We start from the raw sequence: 15,162 nt of genomic DNA, 5'->3' as shown, positions 1-15,162 counted from the left end.
AGAATCCCCCGCTTACATTCTTTTTCTTAATGAGAGATTACTTCTTTCGGAAATTGTTCAAATAAGCGCAGTACTTCCGTATGTGTGCCATCTTCTCGAATATGATAAATACCACCGTCATATGAGCTTGCATACACATCATTTCCTAGTTGTCTAATGGCACTAATACCATTCTTAGCAATTCGAATCGGACCTGTATTGACATCTAGCTCTGGATTCCATACCATAATATACCCCCAATAGTCTCCGCTCACAATATAGCCAGAGTCTGTCACAGTGATGGATTTAATGGAATATTGATGCTCGTTGTGCTGATTTAAAATTCTGCCTGTATGCAAATCAAACAATCGGACGTTTTTATCCCGGCTGACAATGGCAATACGATCTCTTTTGCTATCAATAAATACATCATTTAACAGCTCTGTCGCCCCGATATATTCTGCTGTTAAGGACAAACTCTTTTTATCGAGAAGACAGATGGTTCCTTCAACTGCCGCTGTGATGATATGATCTCCTTCTACCTTTAATGCTTTGACTGCGCAATCATGTGCTTTAGAACGGCCAATTTCCTTTAAGTGTTCTGTCGAAATGACATGCACATAACCGCCATAAGTGCCGATATAAAATTGACGATCCTCCTCATGGAAATACACACTATTGACAGGACCTGTGTTGAGATCAAAAGAGACCATTTGCTGCAATGACTCGTGTACAATATGCACCTGACTCGCATGATCGCCCCATGCATAATAGCTTCCATCCCGTGCAACAGCCACTCCATTTGTGAGAACACCTGTTGACTTTGCGATTTCGATTCCATTTTTTCTGAATTTTCCGTCATCTGATGCAGTGATAATATCACCCGCTTCAGTCAACGCAATATCATTAATAGAAGGTGTCGCCAATTCCTGCTCATCAGAAATCACTTTTCCTTCTTGAATGGACCATTCACAATACGTTTTCCCAAAGCTGGCTCCTAAAATGGCCTGCTCATCTTCTGTCCAAACAAGCGAGCGCTCCCATTGATATTTATGAGGCAGCAGCGTATCAATTAAATCACCGGTTTCATAATTCCAGAGCTTAATTAAATGGTCATATCCCGCTGTGAGCAAGTAGTTACCGCTCGGCGAAAAATTCACACGTTTCACACCTTGTAAATGAGCTTTAATGATTTTTTTCTCCTGTAATGTAGCGGCATCATAAATGATGACCGTGCCATCGTCTCTACCAAGGGCGAATACTTCTTTTTGATTGCTGCCGCTGATGGTATCCAGCTCATAATCAAACGGGCCAATTTCACCTACAATTTCTCCTGTTTCATAGAGCCATACAAGGACATAGCCATCGTCACCAGTTGTATAAGCTTTATCCTCATGAATCCATACAGCTAATACATCCTTGCTATGTCCATGAAATTCTCTTAAAATCGCTCCCGTTTCAATATCCCAAACTAAGCATCTTCTGTCTCTGGACACCGATACAAGAAGCGTATCCTGCTTTGCAAATGCGACAGCTTCCACGTCATCCGCATGACCATATAGCGTACGAATTCTTGTATGTGTGCCAGTATCATATAATTGAATGGTATAGTCTGACGATGCACTCGCTAAATACGTTCCATTTTCCGAAAGGGATAAAGAGTTGATGATATGCTCGTGACTGCCAATGAATGTTCCTTCTCCCGTTTCACGGTCCCATTTATAAATACAGCGGTCATAGCCACCTGTGTAGACAATTTGGTCATGCTGAGTTGATAAAACGGATGTAATCGGTCCTCTATGCATGGTTTTACACTCCCACCTTTATATGTTGTTTTTGACGAGTAACTACACGAAAACCAGTAAATCGAAAAACAGGGTCTGGGTGTTTCCCGTGTCTTCTTGCGACTCTGCATAAATCTCCGCCTCTTGCGAAGGAGCCACCTTTTAAAATGTAGTAATCACTGCCGAGTGTCTCGGTTAAATCATCTACAACCTCAATTCCGCCTTCATATATGTGATACTTGGTGTTGACCCATTCTTCAACATTGCCACCCATATCATATAGTCCAAATAGAGATCTTCCTTTTTCGTAATGACGGACAGGTGTCGTTTTTTCAATATTTGATTCGTGTGTATTACAGTAAGAGGGGTTAAACTCATCTCCCCAAGGATATTGATGTCTCGTATTGCCCCTGGCAGCATATTCCCATTCTTCCTCAGTAGGGATCGATACCTCATATCCAAGCTTCCCGCTCAGCCACTGACAAAATGAGAAAGCTTCCTCGATGTCCATGCCCCAAGCTGGATGGTCTTTTCCCCCGCCAAGTTCTAGGTTCGTCAAGCTCTCTGGATAAGGCTTTCCTGTCTCGTCGCAATAGCTTTGATACCATTCATTGGTGACGACCGTATCTGAAATGAAAAATTCGCTCATATACGGCTGATAAGATGGAAATTCTTTGTACAGCCATTTTTGAAATTTTTTCTCACGGCCATAGGCTGGATTCAGAAGTTTGTCCTTCCAAAATTCTGATGCCTTTTTCATATCTTCTTCATTACTTCCAATCGTCGCATAGCCGCTTGGGATTTGAATCCAATTGATATCAAGTTTCACGCTTTTCTCCCGCCTTCTTTAAATAAACTCATCTACTGATTAATTAATTTCTTCTCATCGACCATATGCCCTGATGCTGCTTTTGCCTTTAAATACGCCTCATTATAGAGAGAGGCTTCTACCGTATGATCAAACCGTAAAACCGGAAGACCGTAAGCAGCAATGGAATCGACTTTATCTGGATTATTGGTTAAGAGATGCAATGGTTTACCTTTGTTTAAATAGTGCAAGACAGCCGCTGCTTCCTCGTAATGCCGATCATCATCTCCGCATCCGATCAACCTGTTCGCCTCAAATGTATCCAGTTTCATTTCCTGTAATTTATACGTGAAGGCTTTGGCCATTAACCCAATAGAGCGCCCTTCTTGATTGGCCATATACACAAGCATGCCTTTTCCGTAATCGGTGATTTTTTTTAGCGATGATGCAAGCTGTGGACCGCAATCACATTTCAGTGACCCAAACACATCCCCTGTTTGGCAGACACTATGAATTCGCACAAGCGGTGGCACTTCATTTTCAAAGTCGCCAAAAAGGAGACAAGAGGAAAATGTTTGCTGCTCGGTACTCATTTGTACAATAGACTCAACCGTTGGCGTTGTATCAGCTTCTACAGACGCAAAGGCATACCATGTAAACTGCACTTCTTCATGTTCAATAGAGATCGGCAGGTTCACTGGCCCCACGAGCAAATAGTGTTTTTCTTGAAATGTAAAATGATGAATCATTGATTGTAGTTCAGCTACAAACTTGTTCATTTGTCTCCCCCTATTCATCACTGCACCCCATTGAACTCTCTCAGCGCAGTGATGGCGTGATGAATATGTGTATGCACTCCCTTTGCATCCTGAGCACCGGTTCCAGCTAGAATCATGGCTCAGGAGAAATTTCCTGTCATACTGGCTGAATAGATGTGCGATGCCAATCATCCATCAGTACCTTTCATAAAGACTCTTTTTAGGCTGTCACTTGTCCAGTACAAAGGAGCAGAAATCGAGCTTCATACGCTGTATTCTCTGTAAGAGAGCAACACCATTGGATGATTCTTGAATGGAAACTGACATGCTCTTTCTCTAAAAGAATATCTCTGCTAGCTTCGAGCTGCTTTCTCCTTTACTAGAAGCTCTGGTTCTTCAAATGCACGTCATCCGGTTGTACCCTTTGATTGGATGAATAGTCCGTACTTCAATTCAGCTACATTGATTGAAGCATGACACCCGCCTAGGTATGCACCAAGAACCATCACATCAAACATCGCGTTTATCCTCCTTTGCACTAGATTTTGACAGCAATGACATGATGCTGGCTGATCCCAGCCTTCGCTTGTAATGGTGTAATCGAAACGAGCTCAAGTCCTGATGTACAAATCTTTTCTCCAAGCTGAGTATCTGAGAATGAAAAATGGAAGCGTCCATCTTCTCCGATTAAGCCTGTTTTCCACTCTTCTCCCCATACAACAAGGGAAAACACACCACCTTCATGAAGCAGCGAGGAAATCTGCTTTAAGTATCGTTCGTGGTCATCAGGGTGCTGATGGTGAAAGCAGCCATGATCTAAAATCAAATCAAACGTCAGCTCGCGCCCTTGATTCATCGACCAGGACATAAAATCTTGATGATAAAAATGGACAGGAACCTCTTTTCTCTTCTTTAATCCTTGCCATTCCTCATGCTCATAAAGGTCAATGCCGGTATATGCCGACAGTCCTTGTAAATGTTCAAGAGCCCGGCCGTTCCCGCAGCCGATATCCAGCACCGAAGCAAGTGCATCCTTTTCCCTGGAACGCCATGCCTTCAGAGACATCACAGCAGCGTCTGTTAATGATGGATCAGTGGACCACATATCTGTTCTTTGCTCATAGTGTTCTTGAAAAGCCATGCGCATTTTCTCTAAATACAACCCGCTGTCTTCATGATACAAAGCCTTTTTCATCACGTGACCTCCTTCAATTCACAATCACCTTTCCTAATAAAGGTGGTTTTCAAGCAAAAAGCCTTATGATAAAATGAAAGATGGATTTTTTAGGAAATCTGTTTTCTGAAAAAGGAGAGAAGCATCCCACATGTCACTCTTCTTTTTCAGCACTCATCTTCACATACAACCCCAGCCATTCAACTGTTACAGCGCCTTAGTTTGTTATACATTTTCTTCATATGGGTTCACCTCCTTAACAGTGTTTAGAAAGCGTTTTCTTTATGATGATCCTCTGAATACCCTGAATCATATCATTGAGAAATAGGCATAGTAGAAAAACGAATCTACCATTCTAAGCTATCTATCATCCATTTCTTTTTGTCTAATAGATATTTCTTCAGTATCGCCTTGCCTCAGAAGCGCTCTTCCTTAGGTCTTAATGCATCATCATTTACCGAATTGATCCTGAAATCCACCTATCGAAAATTTAACAACTACTTCCATAATAACTTGATTAAGCCAAATATATTGTTTTTAGATTATTTTGTCAACAAATTATTTCCTAAACATTAGAATGATTTTCTAATTGAAAATACAGGTATATTTCGTGGTTTTTTGACCTTAAAACACTTATTTCTACACAAAAATACAACTTAAACCAATAGAACTAAGAAATTTATCTACTAAATTACACAAGATTTTTATTTCATTTTGAAATAAAAATAAAGATATCATAATTATTTCCCGAATGTTTTTTTGTGATATTTTCACTACTTTTTCATTTTTTTGATGGTATCCTTTGATATTTCTATATTTTCAATTAGACATTTTACTGTTTATCCCAATTTTTCAACCTTTCTTATTATAGTGAAAAAGACAGATGGTAGATTTTAATTATCGCAGCATGAAAAAAAGCCCCTTACAAAAGTAAGGGGCTTTTTACAATGGCGTTTATGCCCAATTTTTCACTTTTTCATGGTCAGTCACAAAGAGAAGAACTTTTCCTTCGTCTAAATGTTCTTCAAATGTCTCAGCTTCTTCTTTTGAGAAACCAATTTCATGAATCTTATTGCGGAGTTCATCTCCCTTTTTGCTAAAGATGTTTCCAACCGCATGCTTGAGTCCAACTTCTTTTGGACCTATCGTATTGGCATCTGTGTTGCTTGCAATACGCTCAGTTCGATCATCGTCATGGGACAGAACATAAATGTCCTCTCTTGCAACACCGAGTTGTTTTAATTGCTCCACATCTCTTTGAAGTGTTTCATCATTTGAATACTCTCTTACAACAGGTTTCATTTATTATTCCTCCTTTAACGTCTTACGAATCTTTTACCCGTCACTTTTGTCATTAAACCTTCCTCCAGCACATCCATTTTTACTCTGTGAACTTAATGCGTCTATGGACTTATTTTTGACAAAAAGACTGTGAATATGACTAAATTTTCTGAAAAATTGTATTCATTCCTTGTCATTTGTTGTACAATTCTTATACTGGAGGCTAGAAATGGGGTGGAGCTGATGTATTATTTTTCAGCTGAGCAGCAGTTTAATGCATGGGTTGTCAGTGATTTGGTGAAACAGCTTTTTCAAAAATGGAATCCTGAAGAATCAAAAGCAAAGCCGCTTACTTTGTTTGCTGAACAGCACTTTCACATCTGCATCGATTATCTCTTTTCTATTATTATTAACATTGGAGATATCGAGTCAATCGAACAAGATCCACAAGACCTGTTGTCCTCATATTTAAATATCCTTTTTCCTTTTGTGACGCACGATATGATGAAAGCCTCCATGCAAAATGCAAATGAATATTTATTAAAAGAACGTGATGCGGATGAGTATCAACTGTTTGGTTGTCTCCCGCCGCTCCTTTCTGTCTCTCTTCAAAAAAAGTAGTCCCCTTCTTTTAGATGGTGGCTGCTTTTTTGTATGTGCTTGGAAAAGACCGTATGTTTTGAACGAAAAGAAGCATCATGTTAATGTAAATCTAGGTTGCAAGTGAAAGGGAGGATTTGACATGAGTCAACAAAAACAAATTCAATTAGCAAAACGTCCAAAAGGGTTACCTACTAAAGATGTTTTTCATTTTGAAACAGTTGATATACCAACGCCGCAAGATGGCGAAGTCTTGATTCAAACGAAATATGTGTCTGTAGATCCTTACATGAGAGGTCGAATGCAAGATACAAAATCCTATACACCTCCGTTCAAGCTGAATGAAGTCATTCAAGGTGGTGTGGTCGGAGAAGTCGTGGAGTCCAAATCTCCTCAATTTGAGAAAGGTGATTTTGTACTTGGATTCCTTGGCTGGCAGGAATATTCTACTGCCAAAGCAGAGTCTCTGACAAAAATTGATCCATCCATTGCGCCGTTATCTTATTACTTAGGGATTTTGGGCATGCCAGGACAAACCGCCTATTTTGGACTTCTTGCGATTGGTCAGCCAAAAGAAGGCGAAACTGTTGTCATTTCTGGAGCCGCAGGTGCCGTTGGTTCTGTTGTCGGACAGATCGCTAAAATCAAAGGTGCCCACGTCGTTGGAATTGCCGGATCTGATGATAAGCTGGCTTATTTAAAAGAACTGGGCTTTGACGAAACCATTAATTATAAAACAACAAATGATTTAGATGACGCCATTGCAAAAGCCTGTCCAAACGGTGTCGATGTGTACTTTGACAATGTGGGCGGCGAAATCTCTGATGCAGTGATGAATCATTTAAACCGTTTTGCACGTATTCCAGTCTGCGGCGCTATTTCTTCTTATAACATTAGTGCAAGCGAAGACATTGGCCCTCGTGTGCAAACAAAACTCATTAAAACAAGTGCATTGATGCAGGGCTTCATTGTTGCCAACTACTCTGATCGTTTTGAAGAGGCGGCAAAAGATCTCGCACAATGGGTAAAAGAAGACAAACTGACTTACAAAGAAACCATTATCGAAGGTTTTGACCATATTCCAGATGCATTCCTTGGACTATTCAAAGGGGAAAACGTCGGAAAACAACTTGTCAAAATTTCATAACACAAAAAGGACCCGCCAAACGGCAGGGTCCTTTTTTATGCTTGCTTGGGCGCAAGGTGCAGCTGACCTTGCTTATAAACAATTTCCTGAAGCGAAAGATTTAGCTTTTTCGCCATTTTTTTAAGCATTGAATGCTCTTGAGATGTGACTAGGCTGATAACAGCCCCTTCTTTTCCTGCGCGACCGGTTCTGCCTGAACGGTGGATATAGCCTTCTTCGTTTGGCAGGTCGGCATGGATCACGTAAGGCAGATCGTCAATATCGATCCCTCTTGCTGCGATATCTGTTGCAAGAAGAAGCGGGAATTCACGCTGTTCAAAAGCCTTTAAGATGACAGCACGCTCTGCTTTTTTCGCTTCACTGTGAAGCACACCGAGGTCGACATGGTGATACGCTAATTTTTCTGCATAAATGCTCAAATTCGTAATATCTCGCACAAAGACGAGTGCCTGCATGTCCTCAAGCCGTGATAGCTTTTGCAGTAATTTCACCTTGTCGCGCTGATCACATAACAGGTAATAATGCCCTACCTTCTGCGCTTCTTCTTGGCTTCTGCTAATTCTCAATACCTCTGGTTCAGATGCAATGTCTTTGATCAGTTGAACGGTTTCCTCTTTCAACGTCGCAGAGAAACAAAGGATTTGTCTTTCTTTTAATGTGGATTTAATGATCGCTTGGATCGTTTTCATATGCTCTGGGACAAGAAGCTGGTCTGCCTCGTCTAACACGATCGTTTTCACTTCATGCATTTTCAGTTTCTTGATTTTGATTAACTCTTGTACGCGACCCGGTGTCGCCACCACGATATTCGGGTGTTTTTTTAGCTTTTCCTGCTGCTTCTTGATGTTTGCCCCGCCTATTAAGGAAATAGCTTTGATGTCTGAACCTTGTTTGAACTCTTGCACGACATCAAAAATTTGCATCACAAGCTCTCTTGAAGGTGCCAAGATTAAGACTTGCGGGTGTTTGATACTCACATCAATTTTATTTAAAAGCGGCAGAACATACGCAAGTGTCTTCCCTGTTCCAGTCGGTGATTCTGCGATCACATCGCATTTTTCCGTAATCCACTCTGCTGTTTGTTCTTGTATCGCTGTTGGCTTCTCAAAGCCAGCCGCTTCAAAGTTCTTTTGAATAAATGACTTTGCTTCTTTCAAAAATGCCCAATTTTCCGTCATGTTGATCTCCTTTATCCTCATTCAATCTATCCTTAAGTATCTCAAAATCAGCTTTGAAACGCAATTTTTCTTTTGATGCTTTTATCGAGCCGTACAGTTCGATATAATCATGAGAGGCACTAGCCGTTTTGAATCTATTTGAGGTGTAAAAAATGATATTATCTGTTAAAGATTTAAGTCATGGCTTTGGCGACAGAGCCATTTTCCACGAAGTCTCCTTCCGGTTATTAAAAGGCGAGCATGTCGGCTTGATCGGCGCCAACGGTGAAGGAAAGTCAACGTTTATGAATATTATTACTGGCAAGCTTGAGCCAGATGCAGGAAAGGTCGAATGGGCAAAAAATGTCCGTGTCGGCTACCTCGATCAGCATACCGTGCTTGAAAAAGGAAGAACCATTCGTGAAGTCCTTCAAGATGCATTCCATTATTTATTCTCAATGGAAGCCGCAATGAATGACATTTACGAAAAAATGGGTGAAGCAGATCCTGATGAACTGGAAAAGCTTTTAGAAGAAGTAGGCGTCATTCAGGATGCCCTGACGAACAATGATTTTTATATCATTGATTCCAAGGTAGAGGAAATTGCAAGAGGTCTTGGGTTAACAGATCTCGGGCTCGATCGTGATGTGACAGAGCTGAGCGGCGGACAGCGGACAAAAGTACTGCTTGCGAAATTGCTGTTAGAGAAGCCTGAAATTCTTCTTCTTGACGAGCCGACCAACTATTTAGATGAACAGCATATTGAGTGGCTGAAGCGCTATTTGCAGGAATATGAAAATGCATTTATCCTCATTTCACATGATATCCCGTTCCTAAACAGTGTCATTAACTTGATTTATCATGTCGAAAATCAAGAACTCACGCGATACGTTGGTGATTATGACCAATTTAAACAAGTATACGAAGTGAAAAAGCAGCAGCTAGAGGCTGCGTATAAAAGGCAGCAGCAAGAAGTGGCTGAATTAAAGGATTTCGTCGCGAGAAACAAAGCACGTGTCAGCACTCGAAATATGGCGATGTCTCGTCAAAAGAAACTCGATAAAATGGACATGATTGAATTAGCAGCGGAAAAACCAAAACCAGAATTCCACTTTAAACCTGCACGCACATCAGGGAAATTGATTTTTGAAACGAAGGATTTAGTCATTGGGTATGACGAACCGCTCTCTCGTCCATTGAATTTAAAAATGGAACGCGGGCAGAAAATTGCATTATACGGTGCCAACGGTATCGGAAAAACGACACTGCTCCGAAGTCTTCTTGGAGAAATCTCCCCCATTTCTGGTGAGGTGGAACGCGGAGAATTCCTGCATATAGGCTACTTTGAACAAGAAGTAAAAGAGCAAAACAGCAACACTTGTATCGAAGAGGTGTGGAGCACCTTCCCATCGTACACACAATATGAAGTCAGAGCTGCCCTTGCCAAATGCGGTTTAACGACAAAACATATTGAAAGCCGTGTGTCTGTTTTAAGTGGTGGTGAAAAAGCGAAGGTCCGCCTTTGTAAGCTGATCAATGAAGAAACCAACCTACTTGTTCTCGATGAGCCGACAAACCACTTGGATGTCGATGCTAAAGAAGAATTAAAGCGCGCGTTAAAAGAATATAAAGGCAGCGTCCTATTGATTTCACACGAACCTGAATTTTATCAAGATGTGGCCACTGAAACTTGGAATTGTGAATCCTGGACAACCAAAGTATTATAACGACAAAAAAGCCTCATATCTTTTCAACAGATATGAGGCTTTTTTCTATTAATGACCTGCCTGGATATTCACCAAATGCTTACGGCCAAGAAGCAGGATGACCATTCCTAAGAGAACAACAGCCGCCCCTACATAATAAGGGGTGCTTGCTGTGTAAGTTTCAGCGAGTACTCCCGCAATCCAAGGCGCAATCGCACCACCAATAAATCGTACAGCACTGTATGAAGATGAGGCAATTGAACGCTCAACAGGAGCTGATCCCATCACAGCCGTCGTAAGCACCGTATTGATCATGCCGAGGATTCCCCCAGCAATGACAATACCGCAAATGACCACGACCACATGTGATGTCCATATTCCAATGCCGAATAAAATCACAGCAAACGAAGCAAAGAGAACAACAAGAGCTGTTAATGTACCCAATTTGCGATGAATGACCGGCGCTGAAAAGACAGATGTCACGGCCAAAAATAATCCCCATCCAAAAAAGACATAGCCAAGACCATGCTCATCAAGATGAAGCACAAATGGCGAATAAGCTAGAAGAACAAAGAATCCAAAGTTATATAAGAAAGCAGCAGATGCCATCGTTAAAAGCCCCTTATATTTTAAGGCTCCAACAGCTTCAAATAACTTCACCTTTTTCTGCGGCTTTTGCATAGGCGGAAGCATAAACGTAATGGCTAAAAGAGCAACAAGCATTAACACCGCAACGCCAAAGAATGGCCCGCGCCAAGAGATCGTTCCAAGCTCACCTCCAAGGAGCGGCCCGACAGAAATCCCAAGACCTAGTGCAGCCTCATATAAAATGATGGCTTTCGCACTTCCGCCAACAGACACACCGACAATCACTGATAATGCCGTTGAAATAAATAAGGCATTCCCAATGCCCCATCCGCCTCTAAAACCAATTAATTCATTAATGGTTGAAGAAGTACCGCCTAAAGCAGAAAAGACAATAATAAAGATGAGTCCCAATAATAACGTCCATTTGGCACCAATCCGACTAGAAATAAAACCGGTAAAAAACATCACAAAGCCGGTGACAAGCAAATAGCTCGTAAATAAAAGAGACACCTGACTTGGAGATGCATGTAATTGTGATGCAATGGCTGGCAAAATCGGGTCTACAAGCCCTATGCCCATAAATGAAATCACACAAGCAAAGGCCACCGCCCAGACGGCTTTTGGCTGTCTAAGCAGACTCGTACGCTGTTTCAATACTTCTTCTTCCTTCATTCCATCAGAACCTTTCCTACAGTTGTTTAACAAAATAAAATAAACACGCTGAGGTGTTTATTTTTGTAATTGCTCAATCGCATGAGCCGCTCTATCTTTCATCGTTTCAAGATCCTTTTTAAAGGATTGAATCGTTTCAAGCTTTTTTGTAATCAATTGATGCTGCACAGTCAGCTGCGCATCAATATCTAACAGTTTTTCTAATCGTTCCTTCGGGTCAAGTGACAACAAGTAGCCTTCTTTATTCAGCTCAAGCTGTTTTCCTATTTCCATAAACGACTGAAGCTCTTGTAAAGAAAAGCCAAGCACTTCTTTGGCCTGCATCACTTTCTCCAGTTCTTCCATGTCATCCTCTGAGTAAAGTCTGACACCGCCCTCTGTCCGCTTTGGTGCTGATAATAAACCAATCTCTTCATAGAAACGAATGGTCCGTTTCGTCAGACCGCTTCTTTTCGCCACTTGATCAATTTTCATCCATTCCATCACCAGTGCCTCCTGCTCATCAATTCATGTTTTATTATACACCTTTATGACCTTAACGTAAACGTTAATGTTTGATCACTTGATTTCTATTGTGGTTTGATGCAGAATAAATAGGAATAATTACGTTTTAAAGGAGGTACCCTATGCGTTCATTTCCATCCAAAAAAGAACGACACGCACAATTCGGTTCTGTCCCGCCAAGCGCTAGAACAAAACCTTGTCAAAAAGAGAACATGATAGACATCCAACAAACCGAACAAGACTATTATTTTGATCTGGAACAGGTCGGAATTTGCCGTGTGTCGTACCCTGTACATATTTTGTCTAAAACGGCTCCACAGCAACAAACCGCTTCCGCTAATTTTACGCTGAGTACACATTTGCCAGCTCATCAAAAAGGCATTCATATGAGCCGTCTCACCGAGCAGCTTCACTCATTTTATGAGAGCGGAAAGCCGGTTGATGTGGATTCCTTAAAAGAATTGACCGCACAGCTTGCCACGCAAATGAATCAGCCTTCTGCCTCGATTCAAGTTTCCTTTCCGTGGTACATGGAAAAAAAGAGTCCCATCAGCGGAAAGTCCGGTTTGATGCATGCAGACGTGCAATACGACATCCACTTTCATGAAGAAAACGGATGGATTTGTCATATTGGCTGCACTGCTCAAGTGACAACGTTATGTCCTTGTTCAAAAGAAATCAGTGAATACGGCGCACATAATCAGCGCGGCACTGTATCTATTCAGGTAGAGCTGTTTGAACAGGGTCAACTCCCTGATGACATGAAAGCAGATCTACTGCAGATCATCGAGTCTAATGCGAGTGCGCCCCTTTACCCTGTACTCAAAAGACCAGATGAAAAACACGTGACAGAAGAGGCCTATGAAAATCCACGTTTTGTAGAGGATTTTGCGAGGTTAATTGCCGCAGAGCTATATGAACAAAACTGGATTAATGGGTTTCAAATTGAGTGCCAAAATGAAGAATCCATTCACCAGCACGATGCTTATGCCAAATGTTCTTATCAAAAAAAACTGTAGAATGTCTCTACAGTTTTTTTACCAGCCTTTATTTTTCATTACTTTCTAATTCCTCAATCATCATAGACAGTTCTGTCCAGCGGTCCATTGCTTGTTCTAGTTCTTCAGCGACGGCTTTTTGCTTGTCCATCAGCTCTTGAATTTTCCCAAAATCACTGCCAGCCTCAGCAATACTGGCTTCGAGCTGCTGGTGTTTGTCCTCTAGTGCTTGTATCCGATCTTCAATCCCATCCCATTCAAGCTGGTCCTTATAGGATAGTTTTTTCCTCTTTTTCGGTGCAGCTTCTACTTGTTTTTCAGCTGGTTTTGTCTCTGTCCGCTTCTGTTCTTTTTCTTGCGCCATGTAATCGCTGTAAGCACCTTGGAAGTGTGAAATACGTCCATTTCCTTCAAACACAAGCAGACGATGGACGACTCGGTCTAAGAAATAACGATCATGCGACACGGTGATGACTACGCCTGGGAACTGCTCCAAATAATCCTCTAAAATGCTGAGCGTCTCTGTATCAAGATCATTCGTCGGCTCATCTAAAAAGAGAACATTCGGCTCTTCCATCAAAACCTTCAATAAATACAATCTGCGGCGCTCTCCCCCTGACAGCTTGCGGATAAACGTGCGCTGCATGGATCTAGGGAATAAAAATCGCTCCAACATCTGCTCTGCTGTCACAATGACGCCATCTGCCGTTTTGACAATTTCAGCTGTTTCTTTGATGTAATCAATGATATTCAGCTCTTCATTCATTTCGTTATGGTCCTGCGTGTAATAGCCAATGCGGACTGTTTGTCCAATGGTCAATTGTCCATTCGTCGGTTCGATTTTACCCGCCAGGCAATTGAGTAAAGTCGTTTTGCCCACTCCATTCGGTCCGATAAATCCGATACGATCACCTGGCACGACTAAATCGCTGAACTGGTCCACAAGGGTTTGACCAGCAAATGTGATGCTGATCTCTTCTGCCTCAATCACTTGTTTTCCAAGCCGGTGAGAACCGATCGCAAAATCCAGCTCTCCCTTTGCATCAGGTCCCTTTTGATCCTTTAGCTCTTCCACTCTGCCGATACGTGCTTTTTGCTTTGTCGTTCGAGCCTTTGCCCCTCTTCTGAGCCATGCAAGCTCACGTCTAAGCAGGTTTTGACGTTTCGTTTCTTTTACTTGAGCTTCTGCTTCTCGTTCCGCTCTTTTTTCTAAAAAGACTTCATAATTTCCTTTATATGTGTAAAGCTGCCCCTGGTTTAATTCATAAATCCGATTGGCGACACGGTTTAAGAAATAACGATCATGGGTGACAAGAATGACAGCCCCGCTGTATTGACTCAAATATCCTTCAAGCCATTCAATGGTTGCGTTGTCTAGATGGTTTGTCGGCTCATCTAAAATCAGCAAACCCGCAGGCTGAATTAAATTTTTGGCGATCGCCACACGCTTTTTCTGTCCGCCTGATAACGCATGAACAGATCGGCTCACATCTTTGACGCCAAGCTTTGTCAAAATCGTTTTCGCCGAAAGGTTCGCATCCCATGCGTCGTCCTGATCCATTTTATTTTGCATACGCATAAGCGCTTCTTGTTTTGCCTCGTTTTGTGGATCATGCTCTAAATCAGCCAGTGCCTTTTCATAGGCTTTCATCGTTTGAATCATTGGTGCTGTTCCTGAAAAAATATAGTCGAGAATCGTTTCATCCCCGCTCATTTCAGGATCTTGCTCGAGAAATTCGATATCAAGTGTCCCTGCCTTTGTGATGTCGCCTTCCTCAAATGATTCAAGTCCTGCAATGACTTTTAAAAGCGTTGACTTCCCTGTTCCATTCGGTCCAATTAACCCGATGCGTTCCTTTGGTTCTATATGAAAAGAGATATGGTCAAACAGCGTTTTTTCGCCATAGGTTTTATATAATCCTTCTACATTCAATAAACTCATTTTATCAGCCCTTACATAGATTCTTCCTTTATTTTAAATCAGCCAGTAGCAGAAAACTAGTTTT

At 41.6% G+C, this 15,162-nt stretch carries 13 protein-coding genes; 4 read left to right on the top strand and 9 right to left on the bottom strand.

The annotated features are described in order from the left end of the window. Nucleotides 1-26 precede the first annotated feature (26 nt). The 5 genes from MHH31_RS03650 to MHH31_RS03630 all read right to left on the bottom strand — a co-directional run bounded on the left by MHH31_RS03650 (nt 27) and on the right by MHH31_RS03630 (nt 5,805). Nucleotides 27-1,784: a WD40 repeat domain-containing protein gene (locus MHH31_RS03650; protein ID WP_342495294.1), complete on the bottom strand. Its 1,758-nt coding sequence runs from the start codon at nt 1,782-1,784 to the stop codon at nt 27-29. Nucleotides 1,785-1,788: 4 nt separating this feature from the next. Continuing rightward, nucleotides 1,789-2,592 carry an SUMF1/EgtB/PvdO family nonheme iron enzyme gene (locus tag MHH31_RS03645; RefSeq protein ID WP_342495293.1) on the bottom strand — a complete coding sequence of 268 codons (804 nt, stop codon included), beginning with the start codon at nt 2,590-2,592 and terminating at the stop codon, nt 1,789-1,791. A 32-nt stretch (nt 2,593-2,624) separates the two neighbouring features. Then, on the bottom strand, nt 2,625-3,350 hold the full coding sequence (locus MHH31_RS03640; RefSeq protein WP_017360404.1) for a GTP cyclohydrolase II: 726 nt from the start codon (nt 3,348-3,350) through the stop codon (nt 2,625-2,627). Nucleotides 3,351-3,867: 517 nt separating this feature from the next. After that, nucleotides 3,868-4,524 (bottom strand): methyltransferase domain-containing protein, encoded by a 657-nt coding sequence (locus tag MHH31_RS03635; protein ID WP_008343184.1) that lies wholly within the window; start codon nt 4,522-4,524, stop codon nt 3,868-3,870. Between the two features lie 933 nt (nt 4,525-5,457). Then, the gene (locus tag MHH31_RS03630; protein WP_017360406.1) at nt 5,458-5,805 is read right to left on the bottom strand and encodes a general stress protein; all 348 of its coding nucleotides are present in this window, start codon (nt 5,803-5,805) and stop codon (nt 5,458-5,460) included. Nucleotides 5,806-6,027: 222 nt separating this feature from the next. Here MHH31_RS03630 and MHH31_RS03625 point away from each other — a divergent pair, with 222 nt between their 5' ends. Both MHH31_RS03625 and MHH31_RS03620 read left to right on the top strand, forming a co-directional pair. Further along, nucleotides 6,028-6,405 (top strand): YfmB family protein, encoded by a 378-nt coding sequence (locus MHH31_RS03625; RefSeq protein ID WP_017366799.1) that lies wholly within the window; start codon nt 6,028-6,030, stop codon nt 6,403-6,405. A gap of 121 nt (nt 6,406-6,526) precedes the next feature. Then, nucleotides 6,527-7,531, top strand: coding sequence for an NADP-dependent oxidoreductase (locus MHH31_RS03620; RefSeq protein WP_024718590.1), 1,005 nt, complete (start codon nt 6,527-6,529; stop codon nt 7,529-7,531). 35 nt (nt 7,532-7,566) lie between these two features. Here MHH31_RS03620 and MHH31_RS03615 read toward each other — a convergent pair whose 3' ends face one another. Then, the gene (locus MHH31_RS03615) at nt 7,567-8,709 is read right to left on the bottom strand and encodes a DEAD/DEAH box helicase (protein WP_342495292.1); all 1,143 of its coding nucleotides are present in this window, start codon (nt 8,707-8,709) and stop codon (nt 7,567-7,569) included. A gap of 152 nt (nt 8,710-8,861) precedes the next feature. On the opposite strand from MHH31_RS03615, the gene MHH31_RS03610 reads away from it, so the two are divergent. Beyond that, a complete protein-coding gene (locus MHH31_RS03610; RefSeq protein ID WP_008343192.1) occupies nt 8,862-10,415 on the top strand; it encodes an ABC-F family ATP-binding cassette domain-containing protein in 1,554 nt (517 codons plus the stop codon). Between the two features lie 48 nt (nt 10,416-10,463). Here MHH31_RS03610 and MHH31_RS03605 read toward each other — a convergent pair whose 3' ends face one another. Both MHH31_RS03605 and MHH31_RS03600 read right to left on the bottom strand, forming a co-directional pair. Further along, on the bottom strand, nt 10,464-11,654 hold the full coding sequence (locus tag MHH31_RS03605; RefSeq protein ID WP_035391389.1) for an MFS transporter: 1,191 nt from the start codon (nt 11,652-11,654) through the stop codon (nt 10,464-10,466). Nucleotides 11,655-11,711: 57 nt separating this feature from the next. After that, nucleotides 11,712-12,137, bottom strand: coding sequence for a MerR family transcriptional regulator (locus tag MHH31_RS03600; RefSeq protein WP_144680070.1), 426 nt, complete (start codon nt 12,135-12,137; stop codon nt 11,712-11,714). A 143-nt stretch (nt 12,138-12,280) separates the two neighbouring features. On the opposite strand from MHH31_RS03600, the gene folE2 reads away from it, so the two are divergent. After that, nucleotides 12,281-13,177 (top strand): GTP cyclohydrolase FolE2, encoded by an 897-nt coding sequence (folE2, locus tag MHH31_RS03595; protein ID WP_342495291.1) that lies wholly within the window; start codon nt 12,281-12,283, stop codon nt 13,175-13,177. Between the two features lie 28 nt (nt 13,178-13,205). Here the strand turns inward: folE2 and MHH31_RS03590 are convergent, their stop codons facing one another. After that, a complete protein-coding gene (locus MHH31_RS03590) occupies nt 13,206-15,098 on the bottom strand; it encodes an ABC-F family ATP-binding cassette domain-containing protein (RefSeq protein ID WP_079919636.1) in 1,893 nt (630 codons plus the stop codon). Between the last annotated feature and the right edge of the window lie 64 nt (nt 15,099-15,162).

The organism is Bacillus sp. FSL K6-1033 (genome assembly GCF_038630765.1).
Classification (GTDB): domain Bacteria; phylum Bacillota; class Bacilli; order Bacillales; family Bacillaceae; genus Bacillus; species Bacillus altitudinis.
The sequence above is the reverse complement of the archived record's forward strand: the minus strand, read 5'-3'. Positions and strand labels throughout refer to the sequence as shown.